Source organism: Vibrio tasmaniensis, from assembly GCF_024347635.1.
GTDB classification, from domain to species: domain Bacteria; phylum Pseudomonadota; class Gammaproteobacteria; order Enterobacterales; family Vibrionaceae; genus Vibrio; species Vibrio tasmaniensis.
Genome location: NZ_AP025510.1, coordinates 2,606,966 through 2,628,733 on the forward strand (window position 1 = coordinate 2,606,966; position 21,768 = coordinate 2,628,733).

Annotated in this window: 14 protein-coding genes, 2 tRNA genes and 3 rRNA genes; 6 read left to right on the plus strand and 13 right to left on the minus strand. The window is 44.8% G+C overall.

Features of this window, described 5'->3' with window-relative positions:
- Nucleotides 1-52: 52 nt before the first annotated feature.
- From OCV44_RS11695 to phoB, 3 genes are read right to left on the minus strand one after another with little or no spacing between them, the layout of a single operon-like run.
- The gene (locus tag OCV44_RS11695) at nt 53-1,030 is read right to left on the minus strand and encodes a PstS family phosphate ABC transporter substrate-binding protein (RefSeq protein WP_139684149.1); all 978 of its coding nucleotides are present in this window, start codon (nt 1,028-1,030) and stop codon (nt 53-55) included.
- Nucleotides 1,027-2,325: a phosphate regulon sensor histidine kinase PhoR gene (gene phoR / locus OCV44_RS11700; RefSeq protein WP_139684150.1), complete on the minus strand. Its 1,299-nt coding sequence runs from the start codon at nt 2,323-2,325 to the stop codon at nt 1,027-1,029. The genes OCV44_RS11695 and phoR overlap by 4 nt, the downstream gene beginning before the upstream one ends.
- A 33-nt stretch (nt 2,326-2,358) precedes the next feature.
- Entirely contained in the window at nt 2,359-3,048 is a 690-nt protein-coding gene (phoB, locus tag OCV44_RS11705; RefSeq protein WP_004735064.1) for a phosphate regulon transcriptional regulator PhoB, read from the minus strand.
- A gap of 193 nt (nt 3,049-3,241) precedes the next feature.
- On the opposite strand from phoB, the gene rdgC reads away from it, so the two are divergent.
- The 3 genes from rdgC (at nt 3,242) to OCV44_RS11720 (ending at nt 6,068) form a co-directional block, all read left to right on the plus strand.
- Nucleotides 3,242-4,156 (plus strand): recombination-associated protein RdgC, encoded by a 915-nt coding sequence (gene rdgC / locus OCV44_RS11710; protein ID WP_009848262.1) that lies wholly within the window; start codon nt 3,242-3,244, stop codon nt 4,154-4,156.
- Nucleotides 4,157-4,362: 206 nt separating this feature from the next.
- Nucleotides 4,363-5,781 carry a prephenate-dependent tRNA uridine(34) hydroxylase TrhP gene (gene trhP / locus OCV44_RS11715; protein ID WP_139684151.1) on the plus strand — a complete coding sequence of 473 codons (1,419 nt, stop codon included), beginning with the start codon at nt 4,363-4,365 and terminating at the stop codon, nt 5,779-5,781.
- Between the two features lie 32 nt (nt 5,782-5,813).
- Nucleotides 5,814-6,068 carry a YfhL family 4Fe-4S dicluster ferredoxin gene (locus OCV44_RS11720; protein WP_004735061.1) on the plus strand — a complete coding sequence of 85 codons (255 nt, stop codon included), beginning with the start codon at nt 5,814-5,816 and terminating at the stop codon, nt 6,066-6,068.
- A gap of 40 nt (nt 6,069-6,108) precedes the next feature.
- Here the strand turns inward: OCV44_RS11720 and OCV44_RS11725 are convergent, their stop codons facing one another.
- The 10 genes from OCV44_RS11725 to rluD all read right to left on the minus strand — a co-directional run bounded on the left by OCV44_RS11725 (nt 6,109) and on the right by rluD (nt 18,312).
- Entirely contained in the window at nt 6,109-6,417 is a 309-nt protein-coding gene (locus tag OCV44_RS11725; protein WP_139684152.1) for a hypothetical protein, read from the minus strand.
- Nucleotides 6,418-6,690: 273 nt separating this feature from the next.
- Nucleotides 6,691-7,530, minus strand: a complete 840-nt coding sequence (mepA, locus tag OCV44_RS11730; RefSeq protein WP_139684153.1) for a penicillin-insensitive murein endopeptidase — start codon at nt 7,528-7,530, stop codon at nt 6,691-6,693.
- A gap of 354 nt (nt 7,531-7,884) precedes the next feature.
- Nucleotides 7,885-7,961, minus strand: a tRNA-Asp gene (locus OCV44_RS11735).
- 67 nt (nt 7,962-8,028) lie between these two features.
- Nucleotides 8,029-8,144, minus strand: a 5S ribosomal RNA gene (gene rrf, locus OCV44_RS11740).
- 117 nt (nt 8,145-8,261) lie between these two features.
- Nucleotides 8,262-11,155, minus strand: a 23S ribosomal RNA gene (locus OCV44_RS11745).
- A 380-nt stretch (nt 11,156-11,535) separates the two neighbouring features.
- Nucleotides 11,536-11,611 (minus strand) — tRNA-Ala (locus tag OCV44_RS11750).
- Between the two features lie 78 nt (nt 11,612-11,689).
- Nucleotides 11,690-13,244, minus strand: a 16S ribosomal RNA gene (locus OCV44_RS11755).
- The 16S, 23S and 5S rRNA genes sit together here with 2 tRNA genes alongside, the layout of an rRNA operon.
- Before the next feature lie 634 nt (nt 13,245-13,878).
- Nucleotides 13,879-16,452, minus strand: a complete 2,574-nt coding sequence (gene clpB, locus OCV44_RS11760; RefSeq protein WP_102434720.1) for an ATP-dependent chaperone ClpB — start codon at nt 16,450-16,452, stop codon at nt 13,879-13,881.
- A gap of 142 nt (nt 16,453-16,594) precedes the next feature.
- Nucleotides 16,595-17,329, minus strand: a complete 735-nt coding sequence (gene pgeF, locus OCV44_RS11765; protein WP_139683892.1) for a peptidoglycan editing factor PgeF — start codon at nt 17,327-17,329, stop codon at nt 16,595-16,597.
- A gap of 8 nt (nt 17,330-17,337) precedes the next feature.
- Nucleotides 17,338-18,312, minus strand: a complete 975-nt coding sequence (gene rluD, locus OCV44_RS11770) for a 23S rRNA pseudouridine(1911/1915/1917) synthase RluD (RefSeq protein ID WP_009848467.1) — start codon at nt 18,310-18,312, stop codon at nt 17,338-17,340.
- Between the two features lie 137 nt (nt 18,313-18,449).
- Between rluD and OCV44_RS11775 the strand changes: the two genes are divergently transcribed.
- The 3 genes from OCV44_RS11775 to hpf all read left to right on the plus strand — a co-directional run bounded on the left by OCV44_RS11775 (nt 18,450) and on the right by hpf (nt 21,681).
- Nucleotides 18,450-19,178: an outer membrane protein assembly factor BamD gene (locus OCV44_RS11775; protein WP_009848466.1), complete on the plus strand. Its 729-nt coding sequence runs from the start codon at nt 18,450-18,452 to the stop codon at nt 19,176-19,178.
- A 157-nt stretch (nt 19,179-19,335) separates the two neighbouring features.
- On the plus strand, nt 19,336-20,760 hold the full coding sequence (locus tag OCV44_RS11780; protein ID WP_315973213.1) for an MltF family protein: 1,425 nt from the start codon (nt 19,336-19,338) through the stop codon (nt 20,758-20,760).
- A 585-nt stretch (nt 20,761-21,345) separates the two neighbouring features.
- Nucleotides 21,346-21,681 (plus strand): ribosome hibernation-promoting factor, HPF/YfiA family, encoded by a 336-nt coding sequence (gene hpf / locus OCV44_RS11785; RefSeq protein WP_004735034.1) that lies wholly within the window; start codon nt 21,346-21,348, stop codon nt 21,679-21,681.
- Nucleotides 21,682-21,768 lie beyond the last annotated feature (87 nt).

A 21,768-nucleotide genomic window follows, 5' to 3' on the forward strand; every position in this document is an offset into this window, starting at 1 on the left:
TGCGGCTAGCAAGCTGTTTATACGTTAAGTTTCTACGTTCATTGTACCTAAATCAGAGTCCAATCTTTGCCAACTCTTGCTCTGCGAACTCTGACGGTATCGCTAAATAACCATCTTTCTCTACCAGTTCTTGCCCTTGCTTTGAGAACACAAAAGTCAGGAACTCTCTCTCAACAGGAGAAAGCGGTTTATCCGGATGCTTATTCACATACACATAAAGAAAGCGTGATAGAGGGTAATCACCGCTCAAGATATTCGCTCGAGTCGGCTCTACATAATCTGAACCATGCTCGGTAATAGGAATTAACTTAACGCCAGCCACTCGATAGCCGATACCCGAATAGCCAATACCGCTGATTGATGAAGCGACCGACTGTACAACCGATGCAGAACCTGGCTGCTCATTGACTCGGTTCTTAAAGTCGCCACCGCATAACGCATTTTGTTTGAAATAACCGTAGGTTCCCGAAACAGAATTACGGCCAAACAGTTGGAATCGATGTTTTGCCCAAGGCTGGTCGACACCTAAATCTTGCCAATTATTTAGCGGCTTAGTCGCGCCACAGCGCAATGTCTCTGAAAATATGCTGTCAATTTCGCGAAAATTAAGCCCCTCGATAGGATTATCACGATGCACAAAAAGACCAATCGCATCGATAGCAACTCTAAGTGCTGTCGGCTTATAGCCGTGTTCTCTTTCAAACGCTTCAATTTCTCGCAAGCGCATAGGGCGACTCATTGGCCCTAGATGAGCTGTGCCTTCGGTTAAGGCTGGAGGAGCAGTAGAAGAACCGGATGCTTGAACTTGAGCATTCACATTCGGGTAGTAAGATTTAAACTCCTCCACCCATAACGTCGTCATGCCCGCTAAGGTATCCGAACCTACCGATAATAAGCTCCCAGAAATACCCGGAACCTTAGAATAATCAGGAAGAGAATCGACACCCTGTTCGGCATGAACAGAGTTAGCCAAAGCAAACGCTAAGAATAAGCTGACTGGCAAACGCATCCAGTGTGTTAAACAACTCATGACACTGTCAATCGGCTAGGCAGTGTGAAATGGAATCGGCTACCAACACCGACTTCACTTTGAATTTCTAAGTGTGAGTCATGATGGCTAAGTGCGTGTTTTACGATAGCTAACCCGAGACCACTGCCACCCGTATCACGAGAGCGTGCCTTATCAACTCGATAGAAACGTTCGGTGAGTCGATGCAAGTGCTGAGGTTCTATGCCATCACCGGTGTCTGACACATCCAAACACGCACCTTGACTGGTTTGATACCAACGGACCTTGACGGTGGCACCCGGCGGAGTGTACTTCACCGCGTTATAAACCAAATTCGATATCGCACTTCTCATCTGATCTTCATCAGCTAATACACGCAGGCTCTTATCAATATCAAATTCCAGCTTGTGTTCACGATCCCCGCTTAGGCTAGCCGCTTCTTTTTCAAGAACTTCTAACATAGCCGGAACGTTAACCACCTCATCCAACTCATGCATTGGTGCCGCTTCTATCTTAGAAAGCGTTAGCAGCTGATTGACCAAACTGTTCATGCGATTCAATTGCTCAGTCATCACACCATGAGCTTTAGTCCACATTGGGCCAACAATCATGTCTGGGTCTTCCGTCATTTCAAGGTAACCTTGAAGTACGGTCATAGGAGTACGTAGCTCGTGAGAAACGTTAGCAAAGAAGTTCCGACGCATGCCTTCCAGCTGCTTAAGCTGAGTTACATCACGTACGACCATCAAGTGCTCACCTTCGGTGTAAGGCACGATACGCAGCTCAAGCATACGTTCCACATTGAGTGGCGATGGCATTTCTAACGGCTCAGAGAAGTCTTGTTTATTGAGATATTTGATAAAGTCCGGAGTTCGGATCAAATTCGAGATCGGTTGACCTGAATCATCTGGCCAGCGAAAACCCAGTAAATACTGAGCAAGCTTGTTACACCAAACAATATTGCCTTCACCGCGAAACACCACAACGGCATCGGGAAGGGATTCAGCACCGTTTCTGAAACGGCGGATAAGGTTGGTCAATTCTTTGCGCTTGCGACGCTGTCTCTGCTGCATACGATAGATACCGTTAAACAGAGATTCCCAATTTCCTGAGCCTGAAGGTGGTGTTAGACGCTTCTCATCCCACAACCATGCGGACAAACGCATTTGATTGTGTAAATGCCAGCCGAGCTGCAATACCGTAGCAGCCAGCAGTAACCAAGGTAGGTAACCGAATATCCATCCGACTAAAACCCATGGTGCGTAAAAAAAAGCCAGCTCCCAAGCCAGCTTTTTCCAGGTTAACTTCTCAACCATTCAGGACTCCATAAACTGGGCAGTGAAGCCACATTAAGCCTTTGTAGAAAAACGGTAGCCTGCGCCGCGAACCGTTTGAATTAATTTGTCATGACCTGCAGATTCAAGTGCTTTGCGTAGACGTCGAATATGAACATCAACCGTACGATCTTCAACATAAACGTTGGTACCCCAAACGTTATTCAGTAGTTGCTCTCGGCTGTATACTCGCTCTTGGTGAGTCATAAAGAAATGCAGCATTTTGAACTCGGTTGGTCCCATATCAACTGGACCTTCGCTTGCTGTAACACGGTGAGATACAGGATCTAATTTAAGCCCTTGGACATCAATCACATCTTCCAATGCCGTTGGTGTTACACGGCGAATAACCGCTTTCAGACGAGCGACCAACTCTTTTGGCGAAAATGGTTTGGTAATGTAGTCGTCAGCGCCAACTTCTAAACCGCGAACCTTATCTTCTTCTTCACCACGAGCTGTCAGCATCACCACTGGGATGTTGCGAGTTAACTCTTCACGCTTCATGTGCTTGATAAAGTTTATCCCGCTACCACCAGGTAGCATCCAATCTAGTAATACTAGATCTGGGAAAGGTTCACATAGCTTGTTTACCGCTGTATCGTAATCTTCAGCCTCTACTGCTTGGTAGCCTTTTTGTTCAAGTACAAAACACAGCATCTCACGAATAGGTGCTTCATCTTCAACGACCAGAATCCTTCTCGACATAATTGAATAGCCTTAGTATTTAATCAACGCATTGCATTATCTGGTTTAATTATGACACTTTTGTGACCTTTGAAAACAAATTTTCATATAACTGTCTCAAACATTTCACTTTTAATTTTTATTGCAGGTATAAGACAAATGGATCGAAATCTCCTATGATGAGCGTCTTCAGATAAAGGTATGAGAAATATTTATGTGGTTTAAGAATTGCCTCGTCTATCGCTTTAATCGTGATATAGACTTCAACGCAGATCAGCTAGAGAAACAACTTGAAGAGTTCCGTTTTACCCCTTGTGGCAGCCAAGACAAACAGAAGTTTGGTTGGGTAAATGCGATGGGTAGACACGGCGATATGATGACGCACGTATCAGAAAACCGCATTCTCATCTGTGCAAAGAAAGAAGAGAAAATGCTTCCAGCTTCTGTGATCAAAGATTCATTGAATGCAAAAGTAGAAACGCTTGAGGCTGAGTCTGGTACTCCTCTGAAAAAGAAAGAGAAAGACAGCCTAAAAGAAGACATCATCATCGATCTTCTTCCTCGCGCTTTCAGCCGCAGTAACTTCACTTACGCACTGATCATGCCGAAAGAAGGCTTTATTGTTGTTGATGCGAGCAGCTACAAAAAAGCAGAAGACGTACTAGCATTACTACGTAAAACAATGGGTAGCTTGCCAGTAGTGCCTGCTATTCCAGAGCAAGCGATTGAAACGACTCTGACTGAGTGGGTGAAATCTGGTGATACACCTAAAGGTATCACTATGCTCGATGAAGCAGAGCTTAAATCAATCCAAGAAGACGGCGGTATTGTCCGAGTTAAGAAGCAAGAACTAGAAGCTGATGAGATTAAAAACCACATCGAAGCCAATAAAGTTGTGACTAAACTTCTGATCAACTGGCAAGATCGCATTGAGTTCATTCTTGCTGAAGATGGCAGCATCAAGCGCCTGAAATTCAGTGATGAACTAAAAGATGAGAACGACGACATTCCTCGCGAAGATCAAGCAGCGCGCTTTGATGCAGATTTCTCACTGCTATGTGGTGAATTCAGTGTTTTCCTACCAAACCTATTTGAATCATTAGGCGGGTTAACTCAACCTAACGCTTAATTGTTCCGATTTGAAGCTCAGGTGTCGACGATATCTGAGCTTGTTTTCTTCCCTGCTCCCCTTTATCAATACCTATCAACTCGCTTCTTAATACCATTGTTATCTTTAGGGCTATCAACCAAACTCGTTTTAGCGTAAAATTTGCGCCCCTTTGATATCACTTGGTGGTATCAACCTGACTTGAGATCAGATTAGAGAACGAAGCAATGACTACACAAAAACCATTTGTACCTGAACTATTATCACCGGCAGGAAGCCTTAAAAACATGCGTTACGCATTCGCCTACGGCGCAGATGCAGTTTACGCTGGCCAGCCACGTTACAGCCTTCGTGTTCGTAACAACGAGTTCAATCACGAAAACCTACAAATCGGTATCGATGAAGCTCATGCTCAAGGCAAAAAGTTATATGTTGTATGTAACATTCAGCCACACAACTCTAAATTAAAAACATTCATTCGCGACCTTAAGCCAGTTGTTGAGATGGGCCCTGACGCTCTTATCATGTCAGATCCTGGTCTTATCATGATGGTACGTGAATCGTTCCCTGAAATGCCGATCCACCTTTCAGTTCAAGCAAACGCTGTAAACTGGGCGACTGTGAAATTCTGGTCTACCCAAGGTGTTGAACGTGTGATCCTATCTCGTGAGCTATCTCTTGAAGAAATCGAAGAGATTCGCGAACACTGCCCAGAAACAGAGCTAGAAATCTTTGTTCACGGTGCTCTATGCATGGCTTACTCTGGTCGTTGCCTACTTTCTGGCTACATGAACAAACGCGATCCAAACCAAGGTACTTGTACTAACGCTTGCCGTTGGGAATACAAAACCGAAGCTGCGAAAGAAGACGAAAACGGTCAGATCGTTGAAGCAAACCCAACAGGTGTTGCTATTCAAGAAGTAGAAACTCAAGGTATTGAAGTTCAAGACGAACGCCCAGACAACACACTAGGCCTTGGTAAACCAACGGATGAAGTCGTTTTACTTTCTGAGTCACACAAACCAGAAGAGAAAATGGCGGCGTTTGAAGATGAGCATGGTACTTACATCATGAACTCGAAAGATCTTCGCGCAATCCAACACGTTGAGCGCTTAACTAAGATGGGTGTTCACTCATTGAAGATTGAAGGCCGTACTAAGTCCTTCTACTACTGTGCACGTACAGCACAGGTTTACCGTAAAGCTATCGACGACGCTGTTGCAGGCAAACCATTCGATGAGAGCCTTATGGGTACGCTAGAGAGCCTAGCTCACCGTGGTTACACTGAAGGTTTCTTGCGTCGTCACACTCACGACACATACCAAAACTACGAGTACGGTTACTCTATCTCTGATACTCAACAGTTTGTTGGTGAATTCACTGGTAATCGCCGTGGTGACTTAGCAGAAGTCGAAGTTAAGAACAAATTCCTAGTTGGCGATAGCTTAGAAATGATGACACCTAAAGGTAACATTGTTTTCAAACTAGAAGTTATGGAAAACCGTAAATCTGAAGCAGTAGACGATGCGAAAGGTAACGGACACTTTGTGTTTATTCCTGTACCTGCTGATCTTGATCTAGAATTTGGTTTGTTAATGCGTAACTTGAGCGCAGGCCAAGATACACGTAACGCTTCAGGTAAGTAACTTTACTTAGAAACTCTACTGAGAAGATAGCAATGGCTCTGTTAATAACTGACAAGTGCATAAACTGCGATATGTGTGACCCAGAATGCCCCAATGGCGCAATCACTATGGGTGACAGTATCTTCGAAATCGATCCTGATTTATGTACTGAGTGTAAAGGTCACTATGAGAAGCCAACATGTCAGTCAGTGTGCCCTATTACAAAGTGCATAATCACTGACCCTAACCATATTGAAACTGACGACGAACTACTAGAGAAGTTTGTCATCATTCAAGGCTTGACCTAAAAGAGAAAAGGTTCAACTTACTGTAAGTTGAACCTTTTTTTTAACCTGATTTTCCGATTGGATAGATATTGCAGAAAAGTTCTTTTTCAAATTGATATTCGAGTCGTTCTCGCCAATTTATTGCTTGAGATATAGGAACAAGATAAAAATTTTCCCTACTGGTATCTGTCACAAATGCCATTCCATACTGCATCAATTCATAGTGAACATCATTAACAAAACTAGGGTCTAGACGTTGTCTACCTGTTAGATGGTTAATGTCATCTCTTGAGATAGAGATACCTGAATTTTCTGCGCTGAACCTATGTCTTAACCATTCTGAAAATTCCTTCGCACAAATCATAGTCATAGTTTTATCCTTGAATTATCTGTCGACGGGTATCAGACTCTGATTTTACATACTGAACATAAGCCGCATCTTTCACCCCAAAAACACTCCATTCCTAACCAAGCCTTGTCAAATTCGCCATTGCTATTGCTACAGTCGTAATTAGTTTTGTTAATATCAAACGATGTTCTTAACCACGTGTTTATAAACTCTAGACAAAAGTGTGACATTTCTCCAGTTTTTGAGACGATAAAAGCAGTGTCATTACCACTTTAAAACGCCCCGATAAACGCGTTACTTATTCGATATCAAAGCAAAACACTGGCTAGGTATCACTTTAACTTTCTTTTTTTTCTTACTTTTAGCCACTTTTTTAGGTGGAGGAACTGGAATAGTCTGTGGGGCCCAACTTGCAAGTTCATCTCCACAGCCATCACCTTTTGGAGGGGGTGCTTGAGCTATACAGTTTGAACTGCCTTCTGGGCATTTTAAACGAACATGAAAATGAGAATGATGCCCCCACCAAGGCCTAATTTTACCTAACCAAGCTCTCCCGTTGGCATCAGAACCTTCTTGATCACAAAGGGCTTGTTTAATCACTGGATGGACAAAAATACGTACCACTTTTTTATCTTGGGCTGCATAGCGAATCATTTGAAAATGATCATCGGTCCAATTCGATTTGCGAAGTTTGTAATTGGTAAGATCCACAACGCTCATAGGCTTAGGAACTGCGAGTTCATTCTCGGACAGCCTCTTATCACTGAGCCTTAACCAGATATCAATATCCAACCCTGTCTGGTGACTTGAATGACCAGAAGAAAAGCGACCTCCTCTAGGCAGAGAGATATCACCCACCAATAAATTAGTGTTGAGCTGTTCGCTCGCAGTCACACCTAGCCTCTCAATAAACTGAATGGCCTCTGTATGGCCATAATAGCGCTCTCTCTGAGGGCGGATCACTTGATAACCTTGGCCATTAATCGGCAAAGCCTGCGCGCCGTCTAGACAGCCATTAGCGTAACTGCCGATTGATGAGGTTGAATTTCTTGTCGGGCTCTTTTCTTTTTCCCATGGAGTTGCCGATACAAAAAACGAAAAAAAGATAAGGGCCAATGTACAAAATAACCTCATAACAATTCCAAATAAATGATCACTGTTTCTATACTAGTCGTCATTAGGGAATAGGTGTATGTCGAGAGTGATATTTTGGGGATAGCTTGAGAGCTAGAGATATTTATGTGAAAAAGCCTCACTGTTCCTAGCGAGGCTTCTCAATCTGGGGCGATACTGTCGTAGTCGAAGGCAAAACTCACAGCTCTGAAACGACGAAAGCCTAGCCGTCAGACTAGGCTTTCTAATATGTGCCGGCATAGCGTGAAGTGCAGGGGCTCGATTCCTTTACGGCACTCATACAATCTAAAAGCATAACACTTTTCTTGAAATGTAAAAAAGCCCTGCTATTTCTAGCAGGGCTTTTCTAATAAGTGGCGGAGTGGACGGGACTCGAACCCGCGACCCCCGGCGTGACAGGCCGGTATTCTAACCAACTGAACTACCACTCCGCAGTGGTCAACTCACTAAGTGAGCGTCCATATCTCCAGGTTGGTCAACCTAAAGATTTAATTTAAAGCCTGGCGATGTCCTACTCTCACATGGGGAAGCCCCACACTACCATCGGCGCTATTGTGTTTCACTTCTGAGTTCGGCATGGAATCAGGTGGGTCCACAATGCTATGGTCGCCAAGCAAATTTTGTCTAATTGACGCGTTAGCGGCAATTAATAATTCGGAAAACTGATTTAAAAGTCTCTTCAAACTCATTCAAGGTCTGTCTTTGAGTCCACAAAACCCCTTGGGTGTTGTATGGTTAAGCCTCACGGGCAATTAGTACAGGTTAGCTCAATGCCTCGCAGCACTTACACACCCTGCCTATCAACGTCGTAGTCTACGACAACCCTTTAGGACGCTTATAGCGCCAGGGAAAACTCATCTCAAGGCTCGCTTCCCGCTTAGATGCTTTCAGCGGTTATCGATTCCGAACTTAGCTACCGGGCAATGCCATTGGCATGACAACCCGAACACCAGAGGTTCGTCCACTCCGGTCCTCTCGTACTAGGAGCAGCCCCTTTCAATTTTCCAACGCCCACGGCAGATAGGGACCGAACTGTCTCACGACGTTCTAAACCCAGCTCGCGTACCACTTTAAATGGCGAACAGCCATACCCTTGGGACCGACTTCAGCCCCAGGATGTGATGAGCCGACATCGAGGTGCCAAACACCGCCGTCGATATGAACTCTTGGGCGGTATCAGCCTGTTATCCCCGGAGTACCTTTTATCCGTTGAGCGATGGCCCTTCCATTCAGAACCACCGGATCACTATGACCTGCTTTCGCACCTGCTCGAATTGTCATTCTCGCAGTCAAGCGGGCTTATGCCATTGCACTAACCACACGATGTCCAACCGTGTTTAGCCCACCTTCGTGCTCCTCCGTTACTCTTTGGGAGGAGACCGCCCCAGTCAAACTACCCACCAGGCACTGTCCGTAATCCCGATTCAGGGACCAACGTTAGAACATCAAAACTACAAGGGTGGTATTTCAAGGACGACTCCACCACATCTAGCGACGCGGTTTCATAGTCTCCCACCTATCCTACACATGTAGGTTCAATGTTCAGTGCCAAGCTGTAGTAAAGGTTCACGGGGTCTTTCCGTCTAGCCGCGGGTACACTGCATCTTCACAGCGATTTCAATTTCACTGAGTCTCGGGTGGAGACAGCGTGGCCATCATTACGCCATTCGTGCAGGTCGGAACTTACCCGACAAGGAATTTCGCTACCTTAGGACCGTTATAGTTACGGCCGCCGTTTACCGGGGCTTCGATCAAGAGCTTCGACCGAAGTCTAACCCCATCAATTAACCTTCCGGCACCGGGCAGGCGTCACACCGTATACGTCATCTTACGATTTTGCACAGTGCTGTGTTTTTAATAAACAGTTGCAGCCACCTGGTATCTGCGACTCTCGTCTGCTCCATCCGCAAGGGACTTCACTGATAAGAGCGTACCTTCTCCCGAAGTTACGGTACCATTTTGCCTAGTTCCTTCACCCGAGTTCTCTCAAGCGCCTTGGTATTCTCTACCCGACCACCTGTGTCGGTTTGGGGTACGATTCCTTACAATCTGAAGCTTAGAGGCTTTTCCTGGAAGCATGGCATCAATGACTTCACTACCGTAGTAGCTCGACATCGTATCTCAGCGTTAATGAAAGTCCGGATTTACCTAAACTTTCCGCCTACGTACTTGAACCTGGACAACCGTCGCCAGGCCCACCTAGCCTTCTCCGTCCCCCCATCGCAATTGTAAGAAGTACGGGAATATTAACCCGTTTCCCATCGACTACGCCTTTCGGCCTCGCCTTAGGAGTCGACTTACCCTGCCCCGATTAACGTTGGACAGGAACCCTTGGTCTTCCGGCGAGGGAGTTTTTCACTCCCTTTATCGTTACTCATGTCAGCATTCGCACTTCTGATACCTCCAGCAGCCCTTACAGACCACCTTCAACGGCTTACAGAACGCTCCCCTACCCCACATACCCTAAGGTACGTAGCCGCAGCTTCGGTGTATAGCTTAGCCCCGTTACATCTTCCGCGCAGGCCGACTCGACCAGTGAGCTATTACGCTTTCTTTAAATGATGGCTGCTTCTAAGCCAACATCCTGGCTGTCTGAGCCTTCCCACATCGTTTCCCACTTAGCTATACTTTGGGACCTTAGCTGGCGGTCTGGGTTGTTTCCCTCTCCACGACGGACGTTAGCACCCGCCGTGTGTCTCCCGGATAGTACTTACTGGTATTCGGAGTTTGCAAAGGGTTGGTAAGTCGGGATGACCCCCTAGCCTTAACAGTGCTCTACCCCCAGTAGTATTCGTCCGAGGCGCTACCTAAATAGCTTTCGGGGAGAACCAGCTATCTCCAGGTTTGATTGGCCTTTCACCCCTAGCCACAAGTCATCCGCTAATTTTTCAACATTAGTCGGTTCGGTCCTCCAGTTGATGTTACTCAACCTTCAACCTGCCCATGGCTAGATCACCTGGTTTCGGGTCTAATCCTAGCAACTGTACGCCCAGTTAAGACTCGGTTTCCCTACGGCTCCCCTAAACGGTTAACCTTGCTACTAAAATTAAGTCGCTGACCCATTATACAAAAGGTACGCAGTCACACCACGAAGGTGCTCCTACTGCTTGTACGTACACGGTTTCAGGTTCTATTTCACTCCCCTCACAGGGGTTCTTTTCGCCTTTCCCTCACGGTACTGGTTCACTATCGGTCAGTCAGTAGTATTTAGCCTTGGAGGATGGTCCCCCCATATTCAGACAGGATATCACGTGTCCCGCCCTACTCGTTTTCACTGATTATGAGATGTCGATTACGGGGCTATCACCCTTTATTGCGGCACTTTCCAGAGCCTTCATTTGTCTCATTAAAAGCTTAAGGGCTAATCCAATTTCGCTCGCCGCTACTTTCGGAATCTCGGTTGATTTCTCTTCCTCGGGGTACTTAGATGTTTCAGTTCCCCCGGTTTGCCTCCTGCTGCTATGTATTCACAACAGGATACTTGCTTATGCAAGTGGGTTTCCCCATTCAGGAATCCCAGACTCAAAAGGTTATTACTACCTAATCTGGGCTTATCGCAAGTTATTACGCCTTTCATCGCCTCTGACTGCCAAGGCATCCACCGTGTACGCTTAGTCACTTAACCATACAACCCGAAAGGGTTTCTATTTGCTTTCACTTTAAGAAATGAAGACAAATAAGCGTATGGCAACTAACCAAGGTTTTTGGTTGTCATCAAGAAGGGTTAATTCTTGATAACTGTTTGCCGGACTCAATTTACTTTTTGTTTCCACTTTTTAATAAAAAGTAGAATCAAAAAATGAACAATCATTTCTGATCATTCGAATACAAGACACTTGAATGTGTTTGTTGTGTTTACCTAATGAAAGATAAACATTGAGAACTTTTAAATTTGATTAACATGACTCGTAAGTCAGTTAATCAGTCAGCTTTCCAAATTGTTAAAGAGCTTGATTCAAACTAATGAACCATTTTTAAATATTTTCAAAGAAAAACACTTAAAGATGGTGGAGCTATGCGGGATCGAACCGCAGACCTCCTCGCTGCCAGCGAGGCGCTCTCCCAGCTGAGCTATAGCCCCATCTGGAAAAGTATTTCTACTCTTAACTTTTCTAAACCTAATCAATCTGTGTGGACACTCATCGTAAGTATCTTCGTATAAGGAGGTGATCCAGCCCCAGGTTCCCCTAGGGCTACCTTGTTACGACTTCACCCCAGTCATGAACCACAAAGTGGTGAGCGTCCTCCCCGAAAGGTTAAACTACCCACTTCTTTTGCAGCCCACTCCCATGGTGTGACGGGCGGTGTGTACAAGGCCCGGGAACGTATTCACCGTGACATTCTGATTCACGATTACTAGCGATTCCGACTTCATGGAGTCGAGTTGCAGACTCCAATCCGGACTACGACGCACTTTTTGGGATTCGCTCACTATCGCTAGCTTGCTGCCCTCTGTATGCGCCATTGTAGCACGTGTGTAGCCCTACTCGTAAGGGCCATGATGACTTGACGTCGTCCCCACCTTCCTCCGGTTTATCACCGGCAGTCTCCCTGGAGTTCCCGACATTACTCGCTGGCAAACAAGGATAAGGGTTGCGCTCGTTGCGGGACTTAACCCAACATTTCACAACACGAGCTGACGACAGCCATGCAGCACCTGTCTCAGAGCTCCCGAAGGCACACCTGCGTCTCCGCTGGCTTCTCTGGATGTCAAGAGTAGGTAAGGTTCTTCGCGTTGCATCGAATTAAACCACATGCTCCACCGCTTGTGCGGGCCCCCGTCAATTCATTTGAGTTTTAATCTTGCGACCGTACTCCCCAGGCGGTCTACTTAACGCGTTAGCTCCGAAAGCCACGGCTCAAGGCCACAACCTCCAAGTAGACATCGTTTACGGCGTGGACTACCAGGGTATCTAATCCTGTTTGCTCCCCACGCTTTCGCATCTGAGTGTCAGTGTCTGTCCAGGGGGCCGCCTTCGCCACTGGTATTCCTTCAGATCTCTACGCATTTCACCGCTACACCTGAAATTCTACCCCCCTCTACAGCACTCTAGTTCACCAGTTTCAAATGCAGTTCCGAGGTTGAGCCCCGGGCTTTCACATCTGACTTAATGAACCACCTGCATGCGCTTTACGCCCAGTAATTCCGATTAACGCTCGCACCCTCCGTATTACCGCGGCTGCTGGCACGGAGTTAGCCGGTGCTTCTTCTGTTGCTAACGTCAAGATGTGCAGCTATTAACTACACACCCTTCCTCACAACTGAAAGTACTTTACAACCCGAAGGCCTTCTTCATACACGCGGCATGGCTGCATCAGGCTTGCGCCCATTGTGCAATATTCCCCACTGCTGCCTCCCGTAGGAGTCTGGACCGTGTCTCAGTTCCAGTGTGGCTGATCATCCTCTCAGACCAGCTAGGGATCGTCGCCTTGGTGAGCCATTACCTCACCAACTAGCTAATCCCACCTAGGCATATCTTGACGCGAGAGGCCCGAAGGTCCCCCTCTTTGGCCCGTAGGCATTATGCGGTATTAGCCATCGTTTCCAATGGTTATCCCCCACATCAAGGCAATTTCCTAGGCATTACTCACCCGTCCGCCGCTCGACGCCCATTAACGCACCCGAAGGATTGTTAGTGTCGTTTCCGCTCGACTTGCATGTGTTAGGCCTGCCGCCAGCGTTCAATCTGAGCCATGATCAAACTCTTCAATTTAAAGTTTTGATTACCTAAATTAATAGGTGTGACTCAACGAATACTGACTTCAAAACTAATATTTACCGAAGTAAACATGTAATTCTAAAGCTATTACCCCTCTCTTCTTAAATAAATAGGAACAGAATGGTAATGAATTGACTGTGCCAAAATTAAGTAAACTTAATTTTGTATTGGTCACTCAGTTCATTGAAATCAAGTTTGTTACCGAAGTAACTGTTATTACGCTCTTTCGAAAAAGAACCAATAACGTTTTGATATTCATCAACGAGTGCCCACACAGATTGATAGGTTTAAATTGTTAAAGAGCTTTACTTATTGAGCGTTCCTTTTAGTAAGGAGCCTCTCTAAGTGGACGGCCATTCTAGCGAATTGGGTTCCAGTGTCAAACACTTTTTCCAGCTAATTTTTCAAAGCATCTTAGATGCTTAATGTCGTCTCGTTACTTAGTTCAAATCGCTTGGTTATCCCTGGCAACGGAGGCGCATTATAGAGAGAATCCCCCTTTGCACAAGGCCAAAAACGAAAAAAGACCGCCACAGGCGATCGTTCGGACACTAATTACACAAAGCGTTCAAAATAGGTACGATCAAGCCTTAATTTCGGTTAGTCGTACCTATTATTCATAGCTTGGTTATTGGTGAGCAATAATTCGGTCGTTATTCACTAGTAGCTGCACTTTCTTATCTGGATTTATTTTCCCAGCCAGTATCGCTTTCGCTAACGGGTTCTCTACAGTTTGTTGAATTGCTCTTTTAAGGGGCCTTGCACCATACACAGGGTCAAAACCAACTTGAGAAATTAGCTTGAGTGCTTTTTCTGAAACTTCGAGTTCATAACCGTTGTCTTCCATTCGCTTTTTCAAATGCTCAAGCTGAATAGCGGCAATTGACTCGATGTGCTCTTGGCCTAATGGATGGAACACGACACTTTCGTCAACTCGGTTCAAAAACTCAGGACGGAAATGTTTACCTACCACTTCCATAACCTCATTTTTAATCCCTTGGTAATCCAATGTATTGAAGTTCTCTTGAATACGAGTTGAACCTAGGTTCGATGTCATTATTACCACGGTATTTCTAAAATCGACCGTGCGACCTTGTCCGTCAGTTAATCGTCCATCATCCAAAACCTGCAATAGAATATTGAAAACATCTGGGTGAGCTTTCTCTACCTCATCAAGCAGAATGACAGAATAAGGTTTTCGACGAACAGCTTCGGTTAAGTACCCACCTTCTTCATAACCCACATAACCAGGGGGCGCACCAACTAAACGAGCAACAGAGTGTTTTTCCATAAACTCAGACATATCGATACGAACCATCGCATCTTCACTATCGAACATAAAGTTAGCTAATGTTTTACACAGTTCCGTTTTACCGACACCTGTTGGCCCTAAGAACAAGAACGAACCAATCGGTTTATTCGGATCAGACAAACCAGCACGGCTACGACGAATCGCATTCGATACCACTTCGACCGCTTCCGCTTGACCGATAACCCGCTTATGCAGAACACCTTCCATTTTCAGAAGCTTCTCCTTTTCTGCTTCTAGCATTTTAGAAACAGGAATACCGGTTTGCTTTGAAAGGACATCGGCGATCTCAGCGTCGGTCACCTTATTACGTAATAAGGTCATTTCTTGCATTTCAGCTTGAGTCGCGAGATCTAACTGCTTCTCCAATTCTGGGATTCGACCATATTGCAATTCAGACATACGGTTAAGGTCACCAGCGCGTCGTGCAAAATCCATATCCATTCGAGCTTGTTCTAGCTCTGATTTAATATGTTGCGTACCAGACAGCGCCGCTTTTTCAGCGTTCCAAACTTCTTCAAGTTCTGCGAAATCTCGTTCTTTCTCAGAAAGTTCGCTTTGTAGCGTGCGCAGGCGTTTTTCACTGGCCTCATCATTTTCATTCGTCAGAGCTTGCTGTTCGATCTTCAACTGAATGATTTTGCGCTCTAACTTATCCAATGACTCGGGCTTTGAATCTATCTGCATTCGAATACTCGAAGCCGCTTCATCAATGAGATCAATCGCCTTATCTGGTAACTGACGATCTGAAACGTATCGGTGAGATAGCGTTGCCGCCGCTACGATAGCAGGATCGGTAATTTCTACATGATGGTGAAGTTCATAGCGCTCTTTCAAACCACGAAGAATCGCTACCGTGTCTTCAACGGTGGGTTCATCCACGATCACTTTTTGGAATCGACGCTCCAAAGCCGGGTCTTTCTCTATATATTGTCGGTATTCATCGAGCGTTGTTGCGCCGACACAATGCAGTTCACCACGAGCTAATGCTGGTTTCAGCATGTTACCCGCATCCATAGAGCCTTCACCTTTACCCGCACCGACCATAGTATGAATTTCATCGATAAAGAGAATGACATTGCCTTCTTCTTTCGATAATTCATTAAGCACTGATTTTAGACGCTCTTCGAATTCACCACGATATTTAGCACCCGCAACTAATGAGCCCATGTCTAATGAAAGCACTCGTCGGCCTCTTAAGCCTTCAGGCACTTCATTATTGATAATACGCTGAGCCAAACCTTCGACAATCGCAGTTTTACCCACACCGGGTTGACCGATAATGACAGGGTTGTTCTTAGTACGACGTTGAAGGACTTGAATCGTGCGACGAATTTCATCATCACGACCAATCACAGGATCTAGCTTGCCTTGCTCTGCTCGCTCGGTCAGATCAATGGTGAACTTCTCTAAAGCTTGGCGTCTATCTTCCGCATTCGGGTCATCAACCTTTTGACCACCACGAACTTGCTCGATAGCTTGAGATAGTTTTTGCTCAGTAAGGCCTAACTCTTTAAGTAAGTTACCTAGAGGTCCTTTGTCTTCTATTGCAGCGAGTAGGAATACTTCTGAAGATATATAACTGTCTTGACGCTTTTGCGCGACCTTGTCACATAGGTTGAATAGCGTTCCCATTGCGTTAGAAAGCTGAACATCACCACCGATACCGCTTACTTTTGGGACTCGGTCTAATATTTCGCTTAATTTAGAACGCAATTGAACAACATCAATATTCAACATGGTGAGCAATGGACGAATCGCACTGCCATCTTGATTAAGCAAAGACACCATTAGGTGTACAGGTTCTATATATTGGTGATCACGACCTAATGCGAGCGACTGAGCATCAGATATCGCAATTTGGAATTTACTAGTGAATCGATCGAGACGCATGCCAACCTTCCTACTCTTAGATATGTTTATCTTATGGTTAGAAGATGGATACGGTAACGCAGATTTTCAAGGGATAAGGATGAAGAATAGAGCTGATATGAAAATATAAATGAACTGGATGAGTGGTTATGCTACTCAGAGATTACTCTAACCAAATAAATGTCGCCTGACGTCCAGTAATACCATCACGACGATAAGAATAGAAAGCATCTGAATCTGCGTATGTGCATAGATTCGAATCTGTCACCGAAGTCACGCCAACGTTCATTAATCGTTGAGTCGCAAGTTGAGACATGTTTGCTAACCACTTGCCGGGTTCAGATTTAGCTTTAAATGCTAATTTCGCTTGAGGGTCAAAACGAACAAAAGCGTCCAACACATCGTTGCCCACCTCAAACGCATCTTTACCAATAGCGGGACCAAACCAAGCAATGATCTGATTATCTGAATCTAGGTTTGAAAACTTTGCGACGGCATTTTCAAGAATGCCACCAGCAAGACCACGCCAACCCGCATGAACGGCAGCAACTTGAGTGCCTTTGGTATCGGTAAGGATGACCGGTAAGCAATCGGCTGTCATCGCAGAACACACAACACCCTTTGCAGTGGTAAATGCACCATCCGCATCAAGCACATTCGCCACAGGCTCTAAAACCGTAACGACACCCGTTGAGTGAGTTTGATTTAGCCATACCGGAGCCGTGGGCATATTAGATTGTTGCTTTAGCCATGTTCGATTGCTTTCAACAAGTAAAGCATCATCCCCAACGTGCATACCAAGGTTTAACCCTTGATAGGCACCTGTAGAACAACCATCAAAACGAGTCGAAGCAAATGCTTTCACGTTTTTTGGTGCATTCCAGTCAGGGATGATCATTGACACGATTAAATGTCGTCTTCTATGTTTTCGCGAGCATCAACACGCAACGCTTCAGCCATCACAACCATGTCATTTGGCACAGGTGCGTGGAACTCTACTTCTTCACCAGTAATCGGGTGAACAAACTTCAGCATAACCGCGTGTAACGCTTGGCGATCAAAAGAACGAATCATTGTCGTTAGCTCTTCAGATGCACCTTTTGGAATACGAGCACGACCACCGTACGCAATATCACCTAACAGCGGGTGCTGAAGGTATGACATGTGAACACGGATTTGGTGAGTACGACCCGTTTCTAGGCGCAGACGAATACGAGTATGTTCGCGGAAGTGCTCAGCAACACGGTAGTGAGTTACCGCAGGCTTACCCAATTCATTAACGTCCATTAACGTACGCTTAGTTGCATGACGGCTAATGCCTTTCTCAACCACACCACCAGCGGTCATTTTACCAATAGCAATTGCTTCATATTCACGAGTAATACGACGTTTAGCAAGAGCTCGTACAAGGCGAGTTTGAGCTGGAACCGTTTTAGCCACAACCATAAGACCAGTTGTGTCTTTATCAAGACGGTGCACAATACCCGCACGAGGTACTTCAGCAATCTGAGGGTAATGGAAAAGCAATGCGTTTAGTATGGTTCCATCCGGCGTACCTGCACCTGGGTGTACAACCAGATCGCGAGGTTTATTGATAACCAATAAATCATCATCTTCATAGACAATGTCTAACGGAATATCTTGTGCTTCCCAGCGCTCTTCATCCGCAAGCTCTGCTTGTAAGATGATCGCTTCACCGCCCAAAACTATGGTGCGCGGTTTAGTGATAACTTCGCCATCCACTTGGATTTTGCCGTCAAGAAGCCACTCTTTAATACGAGAGCGAGAAAAATCGGTAAATAGTTCAGCGACAGCTTGGTCTAAACGTTGACCTAACTGGCTGCTTTTTACTGTGTCTGTTAATGTTATCTGCTGAGCCATATCGAACTTTTTTAAAAACCGTGAGACTAATACCCATTAGTATGGATAAAATAGAATAATTGCATCATTGTATCTGTTACTGGTTAGAAAGTAACGGAAGCTTACGAAATATTTAATTCAAGGAATCGACGCCTGACATGAAACACCTTACTTTAACGGGTCTATTAGCCGTATCACTCTTAGTTGGTTGTTCAAGTAGTGAAGAAATAGTACCGGATGTACCGCCATCGGTTCTTTACTCTGACGCCCAAGAATCACTGCAGAGTGGTAGCTGGCTTTCTGCAATCGAAAAGCTAGAAGCCTTAGACTCACGTTACCCATTCGGCGCCTATTCTGAACAAGTACAACTGGATCTGATTTACGCTTACTACAAAAATGATGACTTGGCGCTTGGCCTTGCGACTATTTCGCGATTCCTACGTTTAAACCCAACTCATGAGAAACAAGATTGGGTTCTTTACATGCGCGGTTTAACGCATATGGCACAAGACCGAAACTTCATGCATGATATTTTTAATATCGATCGTAGCGACCGAGATCCAGAGCCAGTGAAACTTGCATTTGCTGATTTCAAACGACTGTTAGAACGTTTCCCTGCAAGCCCATACGCTGAAGATGCACAAAAACGCATGTTCGCACTGAAAAACCGCCTAGCGGAGTATGACTTAGCAACAGCTGATTTCTACCTGCGTCGTGAAGCTTGGATTGCAGCTATAAACAGAACACAAGAGTTGCAGAAGACTTACCCTGACACCATTGCTGCACGTAAGTCTTTAGACATTCAATTAGAAGCTTATGAACAACTAGGCTTAGAAGACGCAGTGTTACGAACAGAAAAGTTAATCGAGCTCAATCCACTACCTTAGTCAGCGAATCATACTCGTCGTTAACTAAAACAATCACTTCAAAATCGCGCTAATTTGTTAGCGCGATTTTTTTTGAACTTCGTCTGGTAAACTTGATGAATGGCAGCATAAGCAGTATCTTCAATAGATAACTTTTAACAAAACATCAACATGGAGTGTGGGTGTGAGCAGGATGTTATTATTTATCTGGATCGGGTTATTTAGCCAACTTTCCAACGCATTAGAACTGTCCCCATTGAGCAATCAACCTTACATGGGAGACTTAGATGTACTCAAAACAAAAGGAACCGTGAGAGTATTGGTATCGGCTGATCTGGGCTTTTACTACATAGAAGATGGCAAGCCAAAAGGTATTGTGGCAGAAATGCTCTACCACTTTGAGAAAAGTCTTCGTAAGAAGCACCGCTACCTCAACGTTCAAATCATCCCCGTGCAACGAGATGATCTACTCCCCTCGTTAGAATCTGGTTACGGTGATGTCGCTGTCGCCAACCTAACGATCACCGACAAGCGATTAAGTGTCATCGATTTTTCCGATCCAATGATCAAAGATGGGAAAGAACTGATTATCACCGGAAAAAATTCTGCCCCTATCACCGAAATCAAGCAATTGAGTGATCAAGAGGTCTGGATCCGAGCTAGCTCGAGTTACTTCGAGAGTGTTCAAAGAGTCAACAAAGAGCTTAACGCACTAGGTTTACCACCTCTGCATGTCCACTTTATCGAGGAATCATTACAAGACTACGAGCTGATAGAACTGGTTAATCAGGGTTATATACAAGGTACAGTTCTAGATAGCCACAAAGCTAAGCTCTGGCTCGATGTTATGGAAAACATTCAGGTACACACTGAGTTGCCGCTGCGTGAAAATGGTCAAATTGCTTGGGCACTGAGAAAAGACAGCCCTCAGCTAAAGAAAGAGATCAACAAATACGTAAAGACCGCACGAACAGGAACTCTACTTGGGAACGTTATCTATAATAAATACATCGACAACACTCGTTGGTTAGGACGAGCACTCAACCCAAATAAAGTAGATCGAGTGGCTAAACTGGCAGATGTCTTTGAAAAATATTCGAATGAATACGAATTCGACCCTTTGATGATGTCAGCTCAAGGTTTCCAAGAGTCTGGACTTGATCAAAGCAGGGTTTCTCACCGCGGCGCCATCGGTGTAATGCAGGTGTTGCCAAGTACCGCCAAAGACAAAAACGTCAATATAAAAAACATACATAAGGTGGATAACAACATCCATGCTGGTGTGAAGTATATGCGCTTTATCAAAGACCGATATTTTGACGATCCAGCGATATCGCCTGACAATCAAATCTACTTCACTTTAGCTTCTTACAATGCAGGCCCCGCTAAGATAAGAAAGATGCGGAACATTGCTAAAAAGAAGGGTTATAACCCAAACATCTGGTTTAAAAACGTCGAAATCATCACTCGTAAGTACGTGAGTAAAGAACCCGTAACCTATGTCGCCAACATCAATCGTTACTTCGTCATTTACAAACAATTGCAAGCAATCAATGCCATCCGAGAGGACAGTACAGCGAGATTACTGAACACTAACGATTAACTTCCCCCTCAACATCAGAGTTTGAGGAACAAAGGTGTTATACCAATCACAGTAAGTAAGTGATCAAACATAGCGTAGGAAAAAAGCTTGAGAACAAGGCAGAATTTTTTGATAAGTAGTTATTCTACAATCAAAAATTCTAACGAAGTTATCGAGGTTTTTAACAAGCTAGGGTGACCAGTTATTTACTACGATTGGTATTAGATAAGGTTAAAAACACAAAAGCCGCATAAGAAAACTTATGCGGCTTTTGTTTATAATTCGGAAGAAGCTTACATAGCGATCGACATCATGATAGCTATATCACAAAACACTATTGAGTAAATTTCAATCAAGCACTTTCTATAGGCTGTAGTCCGCCCCTAAAAACTGGTTTAATTTTTAGCGAAGCCTTGTCTCCAACTTATCGTTTTTCATAGGGATAACAAGTATTTTTCGACAAAAAGATATCAAGACTTGCGTGAGATCACATTTGATTTTAATGCTTATCCCACCCAACCAAAACAAGATCTAGATCACATTCTTTATTCCTAAAAGTCGTAATCTGAAGTTAACCCATGAGGGATACAACAGAGGAAAACTTCTATGAAAATGAACATCACTGGTAAAAATATCGACATTACCTCTGCAATCCGTGATCACATAGAAAGCAAATTTAAGAAGCTGGATAAATGGCAAGTAGACATCATTGGCTGCCAAGCGAGCTTTAGCGAAGAACCAAATAAGAAGAAAAAATTTGAAGCCGTTCTAACGGTACCAAAAGGCCAACTTGTTGCTTCATCAATTCATGACGACCTCTACGTAGCGATCAACGAAGTAGAACAAAAACTAGAGCGTCAACTCAACAAGCTACGCCATAAACCTGAAGCGCGCCGCGCTGAAAAGCCTGAAATCGAAGAGCTAGAAGCTGAAGTAGAATAAGGAAAGAGAACAGATTAAAAAATAGCGCCTCAGGGCGCTATTTTTTTGCTTGACGCTCGTAGCTCGCTTGCTTATTGTGTTTAAACA